Annotated in this window: 16 protein-coding genes, 1 other RNA gene and 2 other annotated features; of the genes, 1 reads left to right on the top strand and 16 read right to left on the bottom strand. The window is 45.3% G+C overall.

Going from position 1 to position 22428, the window contains the following annotated elements; translation table 11 throughout:
• Positions 1-1060 precede the first annotated feature (1060 nt).
• From MUB50_RS15655 to MUB50_RS15590, 14 genes are all read right to left on the bottom strand, one after another.
• On the bottom strand, positions 1061-2155 hold the full coding sequence (locus MUB50_RS15655; protein WP_118625452.1) for an OmpA family protein: 1095 nt from the start codon (positions 2153-2155) through the stop codon (positions 1061-1063).
• Between the two features lie 14 nt (positions 2156-2169).
• Positions 2170-3831 (bottom strand): MotA/TolQ/ExbB proton channel family protein, encoded by a 1662-nt coding sequence (locus MUB50_RS15650; RefSeq protein ID WP_118515949.1) that lies wholly within the window; start codon positions 3829-3831, stop codon positions 2170-2172.
• Positions 3832-3976: 145 nt separating this feature from the next.
• The gene (locus tag MUB50_RS15645) at positions 3977-4189 is read right to left on the bottom strand and encodes a ferrous iron transport protein A (protein ID WP_044962386.1); all 213 of its coding nucleotides are present in this window, start codon (positions 4187-4189) and stop codon (positions 3977-3979) included.
• 297 nt (positions 4190-4486) lie between these two features.
• Positions 4487-5095, bottom strand: coding sequence for a histidine phosphatase family protein (locus tag MUB50_RS15640; RefSeq protein WP_138277596.1), 609 nt, complete (start codon positions 5093-5095; stop codon positions 4487-4489).
• Entirely contained in the window at positions 5095-7512 is a 2418-nt protein-coding gene (gene pheT, locus MUB50_RS15635) for a phenylalanine--tRNA ligase subunit beta (protein WP_118369066.1), read from the bottom strand. The genes MUB50_RS15640 and pheT overlap by 1 nt, the downstream gene beginning before the upstream one ends.
• A gap of 66 nt (positions 7513-7578) precedes the next feature.
• Positions 7579-8598: a phenylalanine--tRNA ligase subunit alpha gene (gene pheS / locus MUB50_RS15630; RefSeq protein ID WP_118515952.1), complete on the bottom strand. Its 1020-nt coding sequence runs from the start codon at positions 8596-8598 to the stop codon at positions 7579-7581.
• Positions 8599-8693: 95 nt separating this feature from the next.
• Positions 8694-8915, bottom strand: a binding site (T-box leader).
• A gap of 47 nt (positions 8916-8962) precedes the next feature.
• The gene (locus MUB50_RS15625) at positions 8963-9856 is read right to left on the bottom strand and encodes a YihY/virulence factor BrkB family protein (RefSeq protein ID WP_118369068.1); all 894 of its coding nucleotides are present in this window, start codon (positions 9854-9856) and stop codon (positions 8963-8965) included.
• Between the two features lie 23 nt (positions 9857-9879).
• Positions 9880-10467 (bottom strand): GNAT family N-acetyltransferase, encoded by a 588-nt coding sequence (locus MUB50_RS15620; RefSeq protein WP_118515947.1) that lies wholly within the window; start codon positions 10465-10467, stop codon positions 9880-9882.
• A 35-nt stretch (positions 10468-10502) separates the two neighbouring features.
• On the bottom strand, positions 10503-11561 hold the full coding sequence (locus MUB50_RS15615) for an aldose epimerase family protein (protein WP_118369072.1): 1059 nt from the start codon (positions 11559-11561) through the stop codon (positions 10503-10505).
• A gap of 59 nt (positions 11562-11620) precedes the next feature.
• Positions 11621-11798: non-coding RNA, 6S RNA (ssrS, locus tag MUB50_RS15610), on the bottom strand.
• An 82-nt stretch (positions 11799-11880) separates the two neighbouring features.
• The gene (gene thrC, locus MUB50_RS15605; protein ID WP_244791611.1) at positions 11881-13371 is read right to left on the bottom strand and encodes a threonine synthase; all 1491 of its coding nucleotides are present in this window, start codon (positions 13369-13371) and stop codon (positions 11881-11883) included.
• Between the two features lie 216 nt (positions 13372-13587).
• Positions 13588-14421: a cell wall hydrolase gene (locus MUB50_RS15600; RefSeq protein ID WP_118515945.1), complete on the bottom strand. Its 834-nt coding sequence runs from the start codon at positions 14419-14421 to the stop codon at positions 13588-13590.
• 486 nt (positions 14422-14907) lie between these two features.
• Positions 14908-16854, bottom strand: a complete 1947-nt coding sequence (locus MUB50_RS15595) for a DUF2142 domain-containing protein (RefSeq protein ID WP_244791609.1) — start codon at positions 16852-16854, stop codon at positions 14908-14910.
• Positions 16855-16977: 123 nt separating this feature from the next.
• Complete coding sequence (locus tag MUB50_RS15590) at positions 16978-18633, bottom strand: 2-isopropylmalate synthase (protein ID WP_182466255.1); 1656 nt, start codon at positions 18631-18633, stop codon at positions 16978-16980.
• Between the two features lie 73 nt (positions 18634-18706).
• Positions 18707-18980, bottom strand: a binding site (T-box leader).
• 341 nt (positions 18981-19321) lie between these two features.
• Between MUB50_RS15590 and MUB50_RS15585 the strand changes: the two genes are divergently transcribed.
• Positions 19322-21592: a glycoside hydrolase family 3 C-terminal domain-containing protein gene (locus tag MUB50_RS15585; protein ID WP_244791607.1), complete on the top strand. Its 2271-nt coding sequence runs from the start codon at positions 19322-19324 to the stop codon at positions 21590-21592.
• A gap of 166 nt (positions 21593-21758) precedes the next feature.
• Here MUB50_RS15585 and MUB50_RS15580 read toward each other — a convergent pair whose 3' ends face one another.
• Together MUB50_RS15580 and MUB50_RS15575 are read right to left on the bottom strand one after the other, a co-directional pair.
• On the bottom strand, positions 21759-22007 hold the full coding sequence (locus tag MUB50_RS15580; RefSeq protein ID WP_227574334.1) for a hypothetical protein: 249 nt from the start codon (positions 22005-22007) through the stop codon (positions 21759-21761).
• Positions 21974-22339, bottom strand: coding sequence for a hypothetical protein (locus MUB50_RS15575; RefSeq protein ID WP_227574333.1), 366 nt, complete (start codon positions 22337-22339; stop codon positions 21974-21976). Before MUB50_RS15575 ends, MUB50_RS15580 begins: the two co-directional genes overlap by 34 nt.
• Positions 22340-22428 lie beyond the last annotated feature (89 nt).

The following is a 22428-nucleotide window of genomic DNA, read 5'->3' as shown; positions in this document are numbered from 1 at the left end:
TGGCGCTACGCCGGTCGCATTTTCAATGCGGTAAGTGCGAGGGAAGGCGATCTCAGAGTTCCGTAGCCCGAACGCCCTCCCTCGCGCTCCCACCCCGTTGGGCACGGAAGGAGTTCTTCGTTGTTGTGTGTGCTGCGTTGTTGACTTTTGTCTGTATGCTGCGGTACTCAGAGTGGAACGCTGGGCCGATCTGGTTCCTGTATTCTTCGATATTTATAGTGATACGCTGGGCCGATCTGATTCCGGGGATTCTTCGGTACTTATAGGAATATTCTGTACCGGTCCAACATTTCAGGACAGGACGCCCAGTCCGCTTCCGTCCCCCGCATGTTTTTCCTGTCGGCTGGAAGTGTCAGCCAGAGGAAGGTGGCATCGGGCCGGGTTGCTGCGGAGGAGGGGTGATTACTACTTGGACTGCGGGAGACGGCGTTATTGCGGCAGGGGCTGCTGTCTGAGCCGAAGGCGAGTTCTGGCCCTGCCGCAATGCTTTTAGCCGTCTCACGGAGTCCTAGTAGTATCCCCCGACGGAGTCCCTGCCCGGACCGATGCCACCTTCCTCTGGCGTCCCTCGTCCACATCCAATACTGAAAACCTCAAAAACATCCTCGACTGCATCCACCCCCGAACCGATGCCACCTTCCTCTGGTGTCCCTCTCTCCATCCCCCACACAGACCGATTCCATCTTTCTCTAGCGTCCCTCTATATCTCCAACAAAACAAAAAATCCCCGGCGCCTAGCAAATACAACACTACCAGACACCAGAGAAAAAAGAACAAATGTCAAGCGGATATTCACAATCCACTTCGCTACTTGCTCATAACCGAATAACAGCTCAGCGCTTTTCGCAGACCCGCAACGGATTTACTTGATTCAGTTAAACCTCATTCACTTCCCATACACTGCATTAGGCTTACATCCCGAAATACAAGCTTCATAATTCATAGAAAAATTCGCCTGGAACCGATAACTCAGTCTGTCAAGGCAATCCCTTCCAACCGTAACCAATGTCAGAAAATTCATCAGATAATCCCCTGCCAAATATAAAGCAGCCATATTTAATTACTGCTTATTATCCTGATTTTCTTCCTGATTCTTTTCTTTTTTCTGAGCAGTACCATCGGACTCTGCAGAATCTCCCTGCATGATCTTATTCAGTTCCTGGATCATCTCTTCATCCTTCAGACGGAATTTTACCTCTACACGTCTGGACGCGTCTTTATCTACATTTCCATCTGCATCCAGAACCGGATCTGACATGGAATGCCCATTCACTGTCAGACAATCCTTCAGTTCCTGAACCTGTGAATCCTTCAGAAAATCACTCTTAATATCCAAAAGATACTGCGCTACCGCCAGAGACCTCTTCTGTGACAGCTCCAGGTTATAACTGTAATCTCCATCTGTATCCGTATAACCATCAATAATGATCTCGCCAAGATATTTCTTATAGGAATCATCCAGCAATACCTTACAATATGTCGGCAACACCATAGACAATGTCATCTTACCGGAATCGGTAAGCTCTGCCTGATCATAATCAAACATAACATTGGCATTCAATGTCAGCGCACCTGTCTGTGGATCAATATCCACATTGAGGTTCTTTTTCTCAAATTCCTTCTGCAAAGCTTCCACAACCTCAGCTTTCACGCCGATGATCTTATCGATCTTCTCCTGCTGCTCTTCCAGAAGCTCTGTTTTTTCATCCAGCGCAGACTGCTGCTCTTTCAATGTATTCTGCTGGCTGGAAAGCTTCTTTTTCTGAGAGGCCAGCTTTTTCTGCTGTTCTTTCAGCTTCTTCTGCTGCGCCTCAAGCGTTTCCTGCTGTTTGGCAAGCTTCTCCGCCAGAGAAGACAGTTCTTCATCCTGAGATTTGATCTGCTTGTCCTTGGACTTGATCTGCTCATCCTGGCTCTTTAATGTCCCTGCCTGCTCATCCAGCGCATTCTGTTTTTCCAGAAGCTCTTCTGTATATTTTTCCTGAAGAGCAATTTTTTCATCCCGTTCCTTCAGACTGTCCTGATAGCTCTTCTGTGCCTGAAAAAGTGTCACACACATGATCAGAACAAAAAGCAGCAAAACTCCTGCCATCATATCCGAATAAGAACGCCAGACATTAAATCCATGCTCCTCCGGCTTTCTTTTTTTGCGCATTGACAATTCCTCTCTTATTTAAATAAACCAAAACGGCTTTTCTGTGCTGCCTTCGTTGCCTCACGGATACTGCGCTCGATCTCATCCAGCAATGCTTCCTGTCTTGCACCCTGTCCTTCCAGAAGATCCTCCAGACCCGTCAGCTTATCCTTAAGTTCCTGGATACCGGCATTGCTTCCATAGCCCCAGGGCTGTCCGGCGATCAGATGGATATCACGGTTATTTTTTGCCGTCTTGATCTCAGAAAGAAGCCTGCGCACCTCATCCAGAACACTGTTGACCATCTTCTGGCTCTCAGTAAATTCTTTCACTCTGGCTTCAAAATCTTCAATCATCTTTTTATCTTCACGAAGCAGCTCCTCGCTGATCCTATTGGAATCCGCAACTGCTTTCATCCCTTCTGCAGCACTGTCCACATACTGGCGCATAGATGCATTGCAGTTTTTCCAGAGATCTGCGGATTCTTTTTCATTTTCATGCATATGCCGGGCAAGCTTTTCGTAATCCCGTTTCTGCAGCTGCTGGATCGTCTGATTATCCCGGATAATACGGTCTGCAGTCTTCATATAACTACTCTGCATCTCGTCGATTTCCTTAATGGCTTCCTTCATGGCACGTTCCTGCTTCGTAAAGGTTTCACTCAGCTGACTGCTCATGGTCTTGTACAATTCTGATGTATATTCTGTATTCTCCTTCTGCACCTTCTTAAGTTCTGCCAGGGCATCATTAAAATCTTCAAACTGCATCTGAAAGGACCCATGCATCTCGCTTAAAAACGTATCCAGAATCTCGCGGATCGCATCCTGCTGCCCTTTTGTCACAGATGCAGTAAGAACGTCCAGAGAATCATTCATTTTCTGAAAAGTAGGTGTGATCACTTTCTCAAAGCTGTCTGCCATCTGCACAGAAAACTGTTCCGCCATCTGTTTCATGGCTTCTGTCTGCGTCTTCTGGCTGGAAACAAGGAGATTCCAGGACTCATTCTCCGCAGTAGGGAGCACCAGTGCGTGAAAACGATCCAGAAAATCCTGCATTGCCTGGGACATCGCAGAATATCCGCTTTTCATCCCAAATGTGTACACAACAGAAAGTGCAACTCCATAAATGGAGGTCAGAAACGCAACTTTGATGCCATCCACAAGAGCGGATACCGAGCTTGTCATCACTTCATAATCCGTGGGCTGGAAATTCTTAAGTCCCCACACAAGACCGATAAATGTTCCAAGGATACCAAGGCTTGTAAAAATGTCCGGAGCCATCTCAAGGAGTCTCTTGTGGATATGTACATCTACATCCTCAATATTCACAAAATCCTCTACTTCAGCGATTCCTTCTTCCGTTCTGCTGATACTATCAACAAAATCATCCATCTTTTTGTCGAGATAGCGGTCACCAAAAATCCCTCGCAGCTGTCCAATCTCTTCTTTTCTGGCTCTTCCCGGAAGCTGAAACACTTCTGTGATCTCACCAGCGCCATGCTTCAGTGCTCTTGACAGGTTATCCATCCGATATAAACCTGCAAAAAGCCCCACTGCGTATATGATCAGCATAAGTCCCAGAAATGTAAAATTATAAAGCAACACATTCCCGGAGCCTTTTCCCACATAAGCGGTCAGGGTTGCCGCGGCCACTGTTACTGCCAGAAACAGCACTGTATTCATAAACTTTTTTCCCATAATATGCCTCCCCTGTCTTTACTTTTGAAAAAAGTTATTCTTTTGTCCCCATACTACCATAACCTCTTCCCTAAAACAACCAGAAAGGACAATTCCTTCGCCAAAAGAATTGTCCTTTCGTCTTTTTTCTATTTTATACTTTTATTTAGACTTTTATACGGCAGGCTGCATCATCGCTGATCAGGATCCTGCGTCCGCAAACACCTACGATCACTCCGCCAAGTATCCTACTTATGATCTGTACGGTCTTTCCTTCACTGACATCATATTGCCTGATCTGTTCCATAGTCTCCGGCATTCCGGTCATCCACTTGATCGTGTAGCTTTCCCCTGCTTTTGTCTCATTTAATGACTGCATACACTCACCCCATTCCACATATCACATCACTATCAGTAATCATCCTCTATCCGTAGGCGGATATTCGCAATCCACACTCAGTTAAATGATTTCATATAATTTCAACACAATTCTGTATTTTTATATAATTAGTAAAGTTTAACTTTTTATTTTTCTGAACTATTTATTTCTTTTGTATATTTTATCTCATTTTATCTCGATTAGTCAATCATAACCTGTAAAATTCCACCAATAAAAACAGACAAAAAAAGAAACGCGGAACAGCCATTACGGTTATTCTGCGTTTCTCATTATTTTTTATGCATAAACTTTATCTTCTTCCAGAAGTGTTGTCATTCCATTCTTTACTTCCACAAGATTAATACAGCAGTTAGGCGGCACGGAGCCTCTCCAGAAATTCTTCGGATCAGGATCTACATTTTGAAGAAGAGCACGGACTGCACATCCATGAGAGGCAACAAGAATTGTTTTATCCGCAAGAGTCGGATCTGATGTTTTTTCATCCCAGAAATCCTTTGTCCTGGCGATCACATCAAAAATATCCTCGCCCTTTTCCGGTCGTTTAAAATTTACCGGATCACGGAAAAAAGTCTCAATCTGCGGATCGATATAATTGCCATCTGCATCTCTTACCTGATCACCCTCCAGCACGCCAAAATCGATCTCCTGAATCCGCTTATCCGGTATGATCGGAACATCTCGTTTCCCCAGAACATATTCTGCTGTCTGTTTTGCCCTTGAGAGCGGACTTGTAAAACAGATATCAAACATCACATTACGGAGAGCTTCTCCTGTTTTTTCCGCAAGAAGAACCCCTTCCTTCGCAAGAGGTACATCCGCTGCACCCTGAAGTTTTTTTAATTTATTCCACTCGGTCAGGCCATGTCTTACAATGTAGATCAGCATCAGCTTCTCAGCTCGATTCCAAGTCCGTTAAGACCATTCATGATCTTTTTCATTGCTGCGGAGATCTCGTTTTCACCAAGAGTCTTGTCATGAGCACGGAATACCAGAGAATAAGCCATGGATTTGAAACCTTTCTCAATCTGTGCACCCTCGTAGATATCGAACAGCTGATAGCTCTCAAGAATATTTCCGCCTCTCTGGTCAAAAATCTCCTCAATCTGTCCTGCAAGAACTGCATGAGGAACTACGAGGCTCAGGTCACGAGTTACAGCCGGATATTTGGCAATTCCTGTATATTTGTGGTTGAAACCAGCAAATTCCAGAACATCCAGAATGTCGATCACTGCGATATATGCTTTTTCTCCGATAGAGTAATTATCTGCAACAGCCGGATGAACCTCCCCTAAGTATCCAACCACCTTACCCTCGTAGATCATGTTAGCCTGTCTTCCTGGATGAAGGAATGGTTTTCCGCTGTTTGGATCGTAGGTAACCTTTTTCTTCATTCCGATCTTCTCGAAGAACTCCTCACATACACCCTTCATATCAAAGAAATCGCCTTTTCCGTACATTCCAAGTGTAAACATGGTACGCTCATCCGGAAGCTCTGTGACCGGAAGGGACTTTGGAAGATAAATATTTCCAAGCTCGTAAAGACGAACATCTTTATTACGTCTGTTATAGTTTGTAGAAAGGGATGCCAACATACCGTTCAGTGTGCTTGTACGCATGATACTGTAGTCCTCTCCAAGAGGATTGCTGATGGTGATGACTTTACGAAGCTCACTGTCCTCAGGAATACAAAGCTTGTCAAATACCTTCGGGCTTTCGAAAGAATAGGACATTCCCTCTGAGAATCCGCAGTATTCTGCAATATCTCTTGCAACCTCCTGGATACGAAGCTTAAATGGCAGCTTACCTGTAGTAGCCTCTCCTGTAGGAAGTGTCATCGGAATCTTATCATAGCCATAGAATCTTGCAACCTCCTCTGCAACATCTGCATTGCAGTGGATATCCTGACGGAATGTCGGTGCAACGATCTCGTCTGTTTTTTCATCATAAGCCAGTTCTACACGTCCAAGATAATCGATCATCTCTTCTTTTGTAAGGCTGGTTCCAAGAAGCTTGTTGATCTTCTCAGGCTCAAATTTTACTCTGGATGGTTCTCTTGTCTCGCTGCAGACATCAACCATTCCGCCTACAACCTCACCTGCACCAAGTTCTTCCATCAGCTGGCATGCACGGTCAATTGCAGCCTGTGCATTGTTCGGGTCAAGACCCTTCTCAAATTTACCGGATGCATCTGTACGAAGTCCGATTCTCTTGGAAGAAAGACGGATGCTGGTTCCATCGAAGCACGCTGCCTCAAAAAGAACAGTTTTTACATCGTCTGTGATCATGGAATTCTCTCCACCCATGATACCTGCGATGCCGACAGCCTTCTCACCGTCACAGATCATCAGAACGTTCTCATCCATGATACGCTCCTGGCCATCCAGTGTAACGAATTTCTCATCTTTTCCTGCACGGCGTACAATGATCTCCTGATTTGCGATGGTATCCAGATCATATGCATGCATTGGCTGTCCAAATTCTTCCATTACATAGTTTGTGATGTCAACCAGGTTGTTGATCGGACGGATTCCATTGGAAGCCAGACATCTCTGCATCCACTTCGGAGACGGACCGATCTTGACATTTTTTACAACCCTTGCACAGTAACGCGGGCAAAGCTCCGGATCCTCTACAGTAACCTTTACATAATCGGAAGCTTTCTCATCATTTTCCTTAACCTCTACAATCGGCGGGCAGAATTTCTTCTGGAAGGTTGCTGCTGCCTCTCTTGCGATTCCAAGAACGCCGTAGCAGTCTACACGGTTAGAAGTGATCTCATACTCAAATACCACATCGTCAAGGCCAAGTGCCTTAACAGCGCTCTCCCCCACAACTGCATCCTCAGGAAAAATATAGATTCCGTATTCCGGTGCTTCCGGATACATTTCTCTGGTACTTCCAAGTTCCTCGATAGAGCACATCATACCAAAGGACTCCACGCCACGGAGTTTGCCTTTTTTGATCTTGATACCTCCGGGAGTCATTTTTCCATCGTGGCCGCCTGCAACACGTCCACCATCAAGAACAACTGGAACCTTATCTCCTTCTTTTACATTTGGAGCGCCTGTTACGATCTGCACACTCTCAGTTCCGATATTTACCTGGCAGATGATCAGCTTATCTGCATCCGGATGTTTCTCGATCTTATCGATCTGGCCGATCACGATCTTATCAAGATCTGCATCCAGCTCTGTAAAGCCCTCTACCTTTGTGCCTGTTAAGGTCATGGCATCTGTATATTCCTGTGCCGTTACATCCAGATCCGGCACATATGTTTTAATCCAAGATAATGAAGTATTCATTTTGGTTGTCCCTTCTTTTTTCTATATTTACTGTCAGACGGATACTCATGATCCGTGTTCACTGTTTTAGAACTGTTTCAGGAATCTGCTGTCGTTCTCATAGAGAAGACGCATATCATCGATCTCATATTTCAGAAGTGCGATACGCTCCAGACCTACACCAAAGGCAAATCCTGTATACTCATCCGGATCGATCCCGCACATACGGAGAACATTCGGGTGAACCATACCACAGCCAAGGATTTCGATCCAGCCGGAACCTTTACAGAAACGGCAGCCTTTTCCGCCGCATTTGAAGCAGGAAACATCAACCTCAGCGCTCGGCTCTGTGAACGGGAAATGATGCGGACGGAATTTGGTCTTTGTCTCCGGTCCGAACAGCTCTTTTGCGAACTCCTGAAGGGTTCCCTTAAGATCTGCAAACGTAACATTCTTATCAATAACAAGACCCTCGATCTGATGGAAGGAAGGTGAATGTGTTGCATCTACCTCATCAGAACGGAATACACGGCCAGGTGCGATCATACGGATCGGAAGCTTGCCTTTTTCCATCTCACGTGCCTGCACCGGTGATGTCTGGGAACGGAGCAGAATGGAATCATTGATAAAGAATGTATCCTGCTCATCTCTTGCCGGATGATCCTCCGGAATATTCAGCTTTGTAAAGTTGTAGTCCGCATACTCAATCTCCGGACCTTCCACAACCTCATAGCCCATTCCGATGAAAATACGCTCAACTTCTTCCAGAGCGATAGTATTCGGATGGCGATGACCGATCTTTGCTTTCTTTGCAGGAAGTGTTACGTCAATCACTTCTGCCTTCATTTTTTCCTCACGGACCTTCTCCTCGAAATCCTTTTTGGAGGCTTCCAGAAGTTCTTCGATCTTAGCTCTTGTCTCATTGACAAGCTGCCCAACCTTCGGACGCTCTTCCGGAGCAACATCCTTCATACCTTTTAAGATTGCAGTAAGCTCACCTTTTTTTCCAAGATATGCAACACGCACATCATTCAGCTTATCCAGGCCCTCGGATTCCTCGATCCGTTTTCTGGCATTTTCAGCCAGTTCCTGAAGTCTTTCTTTCATATCCATGGTCTATTTCTCCTTTAATTAAAATGATCAAATGATCCGCCGCCCACCCCGAAGATCCAGATATGGGCAATAAAAAAACCGCCCCTTATAAAAGGGACGGAATATCCGCGGTACCACCCAGTTTCCCATGAAAAGATCACGGGCACCTCTTGTCTGCTTAACGCGCAGCTTACGTCATCTCCTACTGTTACTTCAGAGAGGAAGCTCCGGTGGGAAATTCAAGAACCATCTGAACTCGGGGAAGCTTACAGCCGGTGACTTCCCTTCTCTGTGAGAAAACGATCCTCTATAAACACCTTCACAGCTTTTCTGTCTTTTAATACTATGCCACAAGGTCTGTCTTCTGTCAAGCGCAAAGTCAGGATTCTTTGGTACTGTTTTTTTCATTTTCTTTCTTGGAAAGAAGTGTTTTTACAGATCTCTGGGCCTTTCGGAATTCATTTTCGAAGTAGGCATTAATCTCCGCCCCGTAAAGAAGCAGGTTCATACACACATACAGCCACAGCATTACCATGATCAGCGCAGTCAGACTTCCGTACATATTTCCGAAATCCGGAAAAAATGCAAAATACAGGGAAAATCCGTAGGAAAATATCATCCACGCCACTGCGATCATAAATGCACCCGGAAGCTGGCTTTTAAAGGTTGCCTTTCGGTTTGGAAGTACTTTATAAAGAACCAGAAACACTGCAAACAGCACGGCAAATACAAGCAATGTCCTGGCCCCCATAACCTTGGCCAGCAGCCTCCCGAGAATCGGAATGGTTCTCTGTGCAGCTACCTGGATCCGGTTACCAAGAACCAGAACCAGAAGAGTGACAATGATCGCCAGCACAAACAACAGCATATAAAAAACCGAATAGATTCTGGTCATCAGCCAGTTTCGGGTTTCCTTTACATGATAAATGGTATTTAAACCATTGGTGATCGCCTGCATTCCCTTTCCGGACGCCCAGAGCGCCATCAGCGCAGACAACGGCACGATGGCTGTACTTCTTTTGTATACTTCTACCACAATGCTCAGCACAAAGGTCTGCAGATTTCCGGGCACAAACCCGATGATGGCATCCCTGACAACATTATAGCTTAACGGTGTATAACGGATCAGCGTTGTAAGAAACAGTATAAACGGGATAAAAGACATGATCAGAAAATACGCTGCCTGGGCCGCATATGCACTGACATGATCTCCGTTTGCCCTGCGCACAAATCCCAGCATGAGCTGGATTATATTTTTCTTTTCCTCGTCCATGCTGACCTCCCTCAGGTTTTTTTTTACCAGGAAAAACGTTCAAATCCGATCTTATCCTGGATTTCCGGAAAAAGCTTTACTTCCGGCTGCAGGCTCTTATGTTCGCCTATCATCTTTTCCATCCATACCATATTATACCAACGGTTAAACTTATAGCCGCATCTGTGGAACTCTCCCACACGCTTATAACCAAAATGTTTATGAAAATCCACACTGGCATTGGTCAGGTATTCATCTTCTTTTAGTGCAACTGCAATGCAGGCATTCAGGTTCAGAATTCCCATCTCTGCAAGAAGACTCTCCAGGGCTCGATAGAGTCTGCCTCCTGCACCGCTGCCCCGCCGGTCATGTCTCACATAAACAGACATCTCCGCACACCAGCCATAAGCAGCCCTCGGGTGAAACGCCGAACCATAGGCATACCCCAGGATCTCTCCCTTCTCTTCTGCCACAATGTACGGATATTTCACCTTTATATCATGGATTCGCTGCGTAAACTCTTCTATGGAAGGTGTTTCATATTCAAATGTGATCGCAGTTTTTTCTACGTAGTAGGAATAAATCTCTAAAAGTGTTGCTGCATCCCTCTCTTCTGCCACACGTATCTGCATTGCCTTCTCGCACCTCTTTTAATTCTGTTTATCTGTTATTTCACAAAGAAACGGTAAACCGTCTCAGAGCTGTACTCTTCACCGGGAAGCAGGATCGGAGAATGGAAATCCTCTACATTGACTGCATTTGGCTCCACCTGTGTCTCCAGGCAGAATCCATAACGTTCATGATAAACATGACCGTTCTTTCCCTTCTCATCCTTAACAAAATTGCCTGCATAGAACTGCACACACGGGCAATCGGAGGAAACCTCCATACCGATACCGGATTCCCTGCAGTATGCAGTCGCAATCGAACGGACATTGCCCTTTGCATAATTATCTGTTACATAGTTATGGTCATAACCGCCTGTAAACTTCAGCTGTTCAAAGTCCGCCTCAATGTCTCTGCCGATCGGTTTGGAAACATTGAAATCCATCGGCGTTCCCGCCACCGGTGCATATTCACCGGTAGGAATGGACTGGCTGTCTTTTACCGGAGTAAAATACTTCGCATGAATACACACTTCCTGGGCAAGCACATCCCCGCTGCCTTCTCCGTTCAGGTTAAAATAAGAATGGTTGGTCATATTGGCAACGGTAGCTGCATCAGAGCGTCCTCTGTAAAAAATCTTCAGTTCGTTTTCCTCTGTGAATTCATATTTCACAACAATGGAAAATTCTCCCGGAAATCCGTTTTCTCCATCCGGACTGATGCGGAAAAAATCCACGCTGTTCTTCTCCTGGGAAATTTCTTTTACTCCCCACAGCTTTTTCTCAAAGCCATCCGGACCGCTGTGAAGATTGTTATGATTCTCATTCTCTGCAAGAACCACTTCTTTATCATCAATAAAAAATCTGGAATTCTCGATACGGTTTCCGCTTCTTCCAATGATTGCACCGAAAAAGCATCCATTAACCTCATATCCCCGGATATCGTCATATCCAAGAACCACATCCTTCAGATCTCCGTTCTTATCCGGAACACATATCTTCACCAGGATCGCGCCATACTGAAGCACTTCCGCATAGGCACCTTTTTTATTCTCAAGATGATAGATCTTTACTTCTTCCCCTGTAGGAAGTGTCCCAAATTTCCTTTCAGAAACACTCATGTTTTAATTCCTCCTATATATGAAAAAAGAGCCACTAACCGGCTCCATGTCTTTAACCGATTAATCCCGGGATGCCGTTCCCTTATTTTTGACGCCTAGCAGATGCTAGGTGGGTATCCTCAACAGTGTCTTCTGCCTACCACGACGTGAGGTCTGACATCCAACCTGCGATTTTGGATTCCCAAAATGTCAATGTAGGTTCAAAAAGAAAAGGGGGATCGAACATTCCAGGATTCGGTTTTCGTTGTTTTTATTATAAACCAGTATTTGTGCTTTTTCAACAGAAAATACATTTTCTTACTGATTTTATTATCAATTATTATTTGATCTTAAGAATATCCTTTACTGCTGCCGGCATATCCACTGCATCTACCACCCTGTCATGAAGGACCGGCGCAGTACGGATTTCTTCAACTGCACGTGGAACAGGTACTCCGGAAAGCGCACTTAATGCGTCTACAAGGCCAAAATCATCCAGATCTTTATGCTCCTCGCCAAGTGCTTCCATAACACTTCTTGTGAATTTATACGGACTTGCAGTAGAAGCGATCACTGTCGGAAGATAATCCGCTGTCTCACTTACATACTTCTTATATACGCCGGCTGCAACCGCTGTATGCGTATCGATCACATAATTGCTGTCTTTGTAGATATCACTGATGGCCTGTGCAGTCTCATCTTCGCTGCAGAAATTGCCATAAAAATCACCAAGCTGTGCTTTCATCTCGTCAGTAATGGTATATTCGCCGCCCTCACTTAAAGATTTCATAAGCTCTGCACACTTTTCAGCATTTTCTCCGGTAAGACGATAGATCAGTCTTTCCAGATTGCTGGAGATCAGGATATCCATGGAAGGAGATGTCGTAAGGATGAAATCTCTCTTTCTGTCATAAGTTCCTGTGCGGAAGAAATCATAAAGAACACGGTTCTCATTCGATGCACAGATCAGCTTGTGGATCGGAAGTCCCATCTGTTTCGCATAGTACGCAGCAAGGATATTTCCGAAGTTTCCGGTAGGAACTACCACATTGATCTCCTGTCCGTCTTTGATCCTGCCGTCACGTACCAGTGATGCGTAGGCATATACATAATACACGATCTGAGGAACAAGACGACCTATGTTGATAGAGTTTGCAGAAGAAAACTGGAAGCCCGCCTGATCCAGCTCTGCTGCCAGCTCGTGATCATTGAACATCTTCTTAACTGCAGTCTGGGCATCATCAAAGTTACCGGTAATACCTACCACATAAGTGTTGGCACCCTTCTGAGTTACCATCTGTTTCTCCTGGATCGGGCTGACACCATGCTTCGGATAAAATACAATGATCTTCGTTCCAGGCACATCTGCAAAGCCTGCCATGGCAGCTTTACCGGTATCTCCTGATGTTGCGGTAAGGATCACGATCTCATTCTTAACATTATTCTTCTTCGCTGCAGTTGTCATCAGATGCGGAAGGATGGAAAGTGCCATATCCTTAAATGCGATGGTCGCGCCATGGAACAGTTCCAGAAAATATGCCCCATCCGCTTCATGAAGAGGTGCAATCTTTTCTGTATCAAATTTACTGTCGTATGCTTTGTTGATACAGTTCTTAAGCTCATCCTCAGTAAAATCTGTAAGGAAACGGCTCATTACCTCATATGCTGTCTCCTGGTAGGTCATCTGTGCCAGCTTGTCCATTGGTACATCCAGCTGTGGAATGCTTTCAGGCACGAACAGTCCGCCGTCCTCAGAAAGGCCCTTAAGTATGGCCATAGACGCTGTAACTGCCTGCTCTTTTCCTCTGGTGCTCTTGTACAATACCTGCATTGGTGTTCCGCCTTTCTATTGTAAGATATTCGTTTTCTTTTCAACGTTATCACATTATAGCATGGAATTATGGAAAATGCCACCACTTTTAAAAAAGAATCTGTCTTGCCCAATCCCACCCTGTGATCAGACAGATATTCACAGCTTTCGGACATAAAGAAACCGCCGGTCTGTTTCTGCCGGCGGTTGGTTCCTTCTGTACTGCATCAGTTCTTCCTATTTATATGTATAAAATTCATGGACCCCATATTTAAAGAGCCTCTTCAGGTCCTTTTCAAACCATTTCACATTGTGTTCCTCTGCTGCGGATTTCTGGATAAAGAACAGTGCACCTTCAGAATAATCAGCACCCTTCAGCGCCTGCTTGACCGCTTCCCTTGTTTCATCAGAAACTGCAACTTCATTGATCCTGCCATCATAGGTCGGTGAAAACTGCGGAACGCCGTCACTGTTATCCCAGACAACCTCTGTCACCGTATTCGGAAAATCTTCGCTTTTTACACGGTTCATGATGACATTGGCCACCAGAACACGGCCCTTGATATCTTCACTTCCTGCTTCTGCCTCCACGATCCTCAGAAGTGTATCATAGTCCTCATCTGACATCAGTGTGGGATTTTCTGCCAGTGTGATCGATCTTGCATCAAGCTCATTTACTTTGTTTTCCATAGAGGAGCTTACATTAAGATCTGCAGCAGTATTGGTCACTCTCTGTACTCTCTGGCCTACGATCACCTGCTCACAGGAGCTTCCGATCCTTGTAACCGTGCTTCCGGATAATGGCGTATCCGTAACTCCTGAAACCACACCTGCGATCCCGGTAGGAACAGCAACCTCTTCATAGGAAGAGCCCTCTCCTCCATCTGAAGCTGCATAAACCCTGCCTCCTTCACTTTCTGCAAATGTCCTTGTCCCCAGAGAAATAACCATCGCCAAAACTGCACATAATGTCAGCACTGCAAAACTGCGCGCGGAATTTCCTCCGGTTTTTCCATTTCTACGTTCATCCTGCACTCCGTCAGCCTCACGTAAATCTTTCTCAACTTTCATAATCTCATTCCTTGCGTTTCATTTTCTGTAACAGCCCATAATCCTCCGATGCGATATCACAACCCCCATTATCATCGCTTCCCGGATATTTACGGATCATTACGATTTCCTTTACATGTTTGTAACATTTTTGTAATGTATGGGAAAATTATATTTAATAATATTGAATATGTCAAGCTTTTTCCCGTATTTAACGCTTCAACGGCGGTATTTGTGTTTTATCCACACTTTATCCACATGTATTCCACATTAAATCCACATAAAATCTCAGAGTTATCCACACTCATACCATATTTCATTTCAGAAAAAAAGACAGATAGCGTCTCCATCTCCGTCCAATGTTGTACACCCACTTTCCGGAAATCGTACTTCTATCTGCCTGTTTATCCTTTTTCAGAACAGTTTTTTCTTCTGTTATTTACGGATTTGATTATAATATTTTGTTTTCATCCAGTCAAGGATTTTTGCTCGACCAGATCCGACACCTTATGCAAAACGGCACAATGCCTGCACGAAAAGTGTCGCATAAACGCACAGATCGATACTCCAGGCTCCCAGAAACAGCCCCCATGGTGTTTCCCCGGCTCCTTCGGCAAATCGTTTGGGCTTCAGCGCAAGGATCAGCGAAAAAAGAAGCGGCAGAAAATACCGTCCCTGAACGCCCAGGATCTTATCGTAGCCATAGGCTGTCCACTGTCCGTATAACGTGACAAAGATCAGCGCAAATACCAGGAGACTAACTCCTCCCAGAATACCCTTTGCCGGAAGATCCAGACGGATTCCCGACATATCATCATTCCCGGAAACCTGAAGGACCAGGATCAGAAGATATCCCATTGCCAGCAGGGCACAGACAGGAATGTTCAGCCATCCAAGATTACTTCCTATCATTTCTGTAAGATAGGTCACACCAAAGCTGTCCAGGCTCCGCACAAAAGTCAGGACAAAGGCAGCCGGATCCTTCAGAATCCCCACAAGCTGTGCAGCTGTATCCACACCCGGCTGTGACTCACAGAGATATCGGGACGCAATGGCCAGCCAGCCGAAGCTTAAGATCAGGATCACGGTTCCTGCGCAGACTACGTGGAACCAGTAATTTTTCCTGCTTCTAAACCGTTCTTTCGGAATCAGGAACAGGAGCAGGCAAAACGGCATGTAAACCACTTTGCAAAGACACAGAAATCCGGTCAGTACGTACATCCATATCAGCTGTCTTACACACATAACTTCTTTTTGTTTATATCGCATGGCCAATACAAAGGCAGCCAGAGCAACCGTCAGAGCCAGGGCCAGGGCATCTGCTGACATGGAATTTGCTGACTGGATATTCACAGGTACCAGCCCCAGAAGTACGAGGAAATTTTTCCCAACAGGCGTCAGACGAATGGCAAAGAAAAAGAACAGTCCAAACATAAGCATATTGGCGATCCTTCCCGCATAGGCAAGGACCATCGGCCGATCTGTAAACAGATCTGCAATGCGGATCCCCACTGCCTGGGGAAGATACGAAGTAGGTGCATACAAGGCTGTATTTCCAAATCCGTAAAACTGTGTTTTTTCCCGGTCGATACGCTGATCTGCATTCTCTCCGATATGCCATAATGATACATGATCCTTGGAGGTAAATTCCGGAACCAGGCCACTGTTAAACGTCCTTCCATATGAGAATAAGTCGTTTCCTCCGTTGCCTTCCGACGTCAGATATCCTCTGGAAACCTCATAGCTTCTCAGATAATGACTGTACTCATCCGGCGAATTAAAGGCCGGAACCGCCGCCAGCGTACAGATACTCATAAAAATATAAACAACGGCAAACACCACTTCTGCCCGGAGCTGTCTGCGTTTCAGAAATGCAAAGATCACCAGCATCACAGCTGCCGCCGCCCCAACCACCAGAAACACCAGTGATTTTGGAAATGGACTGGAAATAATACGATAGGCAAGTGTCTGTGTATCATCCTTCTGGCTCACCAGCCCTGCAGCCACTCCGGTATCCCCTTTTGCGCCATCTAAAACGATTCGAAATTTCTGCCCCCTACATTCCGTAAGCTTCTGGTCAAGCCTGAAATACGTGGTATCCCCCGACGATATGGTCAGTCTGCTGGCCTGCCAGCTCTGGATCTCCCTGTCATTCTGATACAGCGTTACCTGAAACGTTCCAGCAACCGATGCACTCTCTGTGGAAAGAAAAAGCTCCACACCTGACAGACGGTTCGTTTTGCAGGTAAACTCCTCTTCAAAGCATCCTCCCACACCGATCATCGACCAGGTATCCGGTCTTGCCTGCTGCTTTACATTTCCGAGAATCTCCGAATCACTTAGCAGATATGCGGAAAAGATCAGGATCATTCCCCATATCAGCAGATATTTCAGAGCGTTTTTCAGCTCTGCAGACAGACTGTACGAGCTCCTGTTTTTTTTCTTATTTTTCATAATATCCCTCTTACTCTCTGTTATTTTCACATTCCGCACTATTATAGCATCTGCACGGCAAAAAAAGAAGCTGCGTTTTATGGCAGCTTCTCATTTTTTGTAAGCCTGTTCTGAACCGGATGCTTATCGATTGTTGATCGCAGTTACCAGTGCATCAATGGAGGCACGGATGATATCCTGATCAACACCTGCTCCCCAGGCAAGCGTTCCATCTGGTTTGCGGATTCCCACATAAGCGATAGCCTTGGAGGAAGAGCTCTGCTCCAGAGCATGCTCCTGATAAGTCTCCAGTGTGTATTTCAGTTCGTAAGCTTTCTTCAGTGCATTGTTTACCGCATCCAGACGACCATTTCCGGAAGCCTCTGTAACGATGGTTTTTCCACGGAATGTAGAAGTAACCCGTGTTACGATGCCATCTTCTTTCTGCTGGAAATGAACATCACTGATGCTGTATGGTTCAACCACATTTTCGAAGGTAGATTTGAACAGACTGAAGATCTCGTCCGGATGAAGCTCTTTGTGCTTGTGATCGGACACTGCTTTGGCTGCATAGCCCATAGCCTCTCGCATTTTCGGAGGAAGGTTCAGTCCAAACTTTGTCTCCAGTATATAGCCTACGCCACCCTTTCCGGACTGGCTGTTGATACGGATAACATCTGCGTCGTAATTTCTTCCCACATCTGTCGGATCGATCGGCAGATACGGAACAGTCCAGTGCTCCAGATCTCCATTCTCTCTCCAGTGCATACCCTTTGCGATGGCATCCTGATGAGATCCGGAAAATGCAGCAAATACAAGAGCTCCACTGTACGGACTTCTTTCATAGATCTGCATTCCGGTACATTTCTCATAAACCTCACAGATATGCGGCATATCAGAGAAATCGATCTTCGGATCCACACCCTGGGAATACATATTCATACCAAGTGTTACAATATCCACATTGCCGGTACGCTCACCATTTCCGAACAAAGTTCCCTCAATTCGGTCAGCACCCGCAAGAAGACCCATCTCAGAATCTGCAACACCACATCCACGGTCATTGTGCGGATGAAGAGAAACAATCACGTTTTCACGGTATTTCAGATTATTACACATGTATTCCACCTGGCTTGCATACACATGCGGCATAGAATGCTCAACAGTAACAGGCAGGTTAATGATCGCTTTGTTATCTGCAGTGGGCTGCCATACATCCAGAACCGCATTGCACACCTCCAGCGCATACTCAGGCTCTGTTCCCGTAAAGCTCTCCGGGCTGTACTCAAACTGGAAATTGCCCTCTGTCTCATCAGCCAGTTTTTTCAGAAGTGCAGCGCCATCTACTGCAATCTTCAGGATCTCCTCTTTTGATTTTCTGAATACCTGCTCTCTTTGAGATACGGATGTGGAGTTGTATACATGAACGATTGCTTTTGGGGCGCCTTTAACAGCTTCAAAGGTCTTACGGATGATATGCTCTCTTGCCTGAGTCAGCACCTGGATCGTTACATCCTTCGGGATCAGATCCTGCTCGATCAGCGTACGGAGAAACTCATACTCTGTCTCAGAAGCAGCAGGAAATCCAACCTCGATCTCTTTAAAACCGATTTTTACAAGAAGCTTGAAAAATTCCACTTTCTGCTCCAGACTCATCGGGATCACAAGTGCCTGATTTCCGTCACGAAGGTCTACAGAGCACCAGATCGGGGCCTTATCCACATATTCTTTCTCCGCCCATTTCATACATTTCACCGGCGGCATGTAATACTGACGTTTGTACTTGGATGGTGTCATCATTTTGTTTTCCTCCACTTTCTTTTCTGTTTTTTGATATAAAGACATAAAAAAATCTTCCGACTCTGCAGATTCTGCAAGAGACGAAAGACAACTGCTGCCCTACGCGGTACCACTCTTATTTCATGAATAAAAATTCACACACTTGACAGATACGGAATGTATATACATCCTTATATCCTCTCCGGATAACGGCGGACACCGTCTGCGTCTACTCTCTTATATAATACATAAAGATTTCAGGCAGATGCTCCGAGGCGAGTTCCACAAATCCCTTCCGCTGCTTCTCACCGGCCAGCAGCTCTCTGTGTTCCGTTCCCTTGTGTACTATTCCTCATCTACGCATTTTCTTTTTGAAACTGGTATTAGGTTAACACGTTATGGAAGATTTGTCAACGAAATTTTAACGATGCACCGTACAAAATTTTAACGATGCACCGTGCAAAACAAGATTATGATTATATAAAAAACCAGAAATAGATATCTCTCGCCGCTCTGTCAATCGACCTGCATATCGTTTTTATATTCCTGGAAAATGTGAAGGTCATGCGGATATTCGCAATTGAAGCAGGGGACTTACTTGATTCGGCCAAACTGCAATATTTTTTTATTTTTAACAAATTTTTGTTATATTTTACCAGCAAAACATGCTATAGTTCATAGTAAGAAAAACATTTCGGAGGTATTTTTAATGAAACGTGATCTGAAAAAAATCGTAAGCCAGATGACACTGGAAGAAAAAGCCGGCATGTGCTCAGGTCTTGATTTCTGGCATCTGAAACATGTGGAGCGCTTAGGAATCCCGGAAGTAATGGTCAGCGACGGCCCTCACGGACTTCGTAAGCAAGATGACAAGGGCGATCATCTTGGAATGAATGACAGCATCAAAGCCGTCTGTTTCCCGCCGGCTGCTTTAAGTGCCTGCTCCTTTGACCGCAAGCTGATGGAAGAAATGGGCAAAACTATCGGAAAAGAAGCTCAGGCCAACGATGTATCCATAGTTCTCGGACCGGCCGTAAACATCAAACGTTCTCCTCTCTGCGGAAGAAACTTCGAATATTATTCCGAGGATCCATATCTTGCAGGTGAGATCGCAGCCGCTTTTATAAACGGAATACAGTCCCAACATGTAGGAACCTCTATCAAGCACTTTGCAGCAAACAACCAGGAATATCACCGCATGAGCAACTCTTCCGAGGCTGATGATCGCACTTTACGTGAAATCTATTTCCCTGCATTCGAAACTGCAGTAAAAAAAGCTCAGCCATACACCTTCATGTGCTCCTACAACCAGATCAACGGCACTTTCGCATCTGAGAATAAATGGCTTCTCACAGATGTTCTCCGCAGCGACTGGGGCTTCAAGGGCTATGTGATGTCTGACTGGGGCGCGGTCAATGACCGCGTTAAAGGCCTTGAGGCAGGACTTGATCTGGAAATGCCCTCCTCCAATGGAGTCAACGATTCCCTTATCGTACAGGCCGTAAAAGGCGGTTCCCTCAAGGAAGACATTCTTGACGAGGCTGTTGAACGTATTTTACGCATAATTTTTGAATATACAGACAACCGTGCACCGCAGGACTTCACTATGGAAAAAGACCATGAAGAAGCACGCCACATTGCGGAAGAATCTATGGTTCTTCTGAAAAACGATATGCAAATTCTCCCTCTGAAAGCATCTGAGAAAGTTGCTTTCATCGGTGGTTTTGCAAAGAAGCCTCGTTTCCAAGGCGGCGGAAGCTCTCATATCAACTGCTTCAAGATCACAAATGCACTGGATTCCGTTCCTTCCGATGCACAGGTTACTTATGCAGAAGGTTTTCCTGCAGACAAAGATCTCTACGATGACGCACTTGCAGCTGAAGCGATCAAAACTGCTGCCGCCGCTGACAAGGTTGTGATCTTCGCCGGACTTCCGGACAGCTTTGAATCTGAAGGATACGACCGTTCCCACATGAGGCTCCCTAAATGCCAGAACCGTCTCATTGCTGAGATCCTTAAAGTACAGCCGAATACCGTGATCGTCCTCCACAACGGTTCCCCCGTGGAGATGCCATGGCTCAATGATGTAAAAGGACTTCTGGAAGCATACCTCGGCGGTCAGGCAGGCGGTGCCGCTGTCGCAAACATCCTTTACGGAAAAGTAAATCCAAGCGGCAAGCTTGCCGAGACAATGCCGCTCAAGCTCTCCGACAATCCATCTTACCTGAACTTCGGCGGTGGTGAAAAGGTTGAATACCGTGAAGGGGTATTCGTAGGCTATCGCTACTACGATACAAAAGAAATGGCTGTAGCATATCCGTTTGGCTATGGACTCTCCTACACTACCTTTGCCTGCAGCAACCTGAAGATCTCCAATGAAAATCCTACAGACAAAGACACGATCACCATTTCGGTTGATATAACAAATACAGGAAACGTGGCAGGAAAAGAAGTCGTACAGCTCTACGTCAAAGACTGTACCCATTCCGCGATCCGTCCGGAAAAAGAGCTCAAAGGCTTCGAAAAGGTTTTTCTGAACCCAGGCGAAACCAAAACAGTAACCATGGAACTGAACAAGAGAAGCTTCGCATGGTACAATACAGAACTTCATGACTGGTTCGCAGCCAGCGGCGAATATAAGCTCCTTGTCGGTACTTCTTCCAGAGATATCCATCTTGAAAGCAGGATCCATCTGAACAGCAGTCAGGAGCTTCCGATGCATGTTCATATGAACACTACCCTGGGCGAACTGTTCCGCAACCCGAAAACAAGCGAAACAGCAAAAGAACTGACAGCAAAATATATCTCAGCCATGAACGTTGGTGAAGAGTCCTCTTCTGAAGCCGCTTCCGAAGCTGTCACCGAAGAAATGACAGAAGCCATGACTGACTCCATGCCATTACGTGCACTGGTAAGCTTCGGAGGGTATTCCAGAGAAGAACTTACAAAAATTATTGAAAAATTAAATAAACTGGTATAATTTCACAGAGCATTCTCTGCCACTCGAATTATACTTACATAAAAAAGCTGACAGAATAAAACCTGCTTTTACAATGACACAGGTTCGTACTTCTGTCAGCTTTTTGATTTTTTATCAGCAGTGCATCAATTTTTTTATATTGCTCGATCTGCGATGCACCCATATTTTACACACCACTTTTTTGCCTGTAGATTTCCTTAAGATCCTCCACCGCCATCTCCGGATCCATCGTGTGAAACATCAGGTAATTTACATTCATGGTTTTTGCCGGAGCCTGACGATAAATCTCTCTGCTTGATTCACCTGTTACATAATGCCAGTATCGATACACATATCCCGCCCAATACATAACTTCCTTATCATACTGTATACCATCTTTCTTTACTTCCGGGCATTCATCTGCAAACTCTTCCAATAAGTACTCTTCCGATTAGCCAAGGAAATACCTTGTTTTCGATTTCGGCCACTTACTTTCTTTAACGCCTGTCTTTCCATCCAAAGAAGCGGAATTTTCCTTTCAATCCGGATTGCATCACATGCTTTCTGTGTCACCGCATACTTAGCATATAATTCTGTCCCTGCTATTTCTTCCAGTTTTCCCCTGTGATAAGCAATCAACATGGCCCATTCGATATCTGCTGGTATTTCAATTTTTTTTAACTCATTTTCATCTATTGAAACTATATAGAATACCGATTCATCATAATCGCAAATCAAAGTCAATGGCTGCAATGGTTCTGTCCCCATATAAAACCCAGCTCCAAAATCACATCTGTCTCTGCTGGATGGTGTAATGAGGTACTCGCTATTTTGCGTTTACTTAATAACATCACATA

Source organism: Blautia sp. NSJ-140 (assembly GCF_022868965.1).
Taxonomy (GTDB): Bacteria; Bacillota; Clostridia; order Lachnospirales; family Lachnospiraceae; genus Blautia_A.
This window is presented reverse-complemented; position numbering and strand designations above follow the sequence as displayed.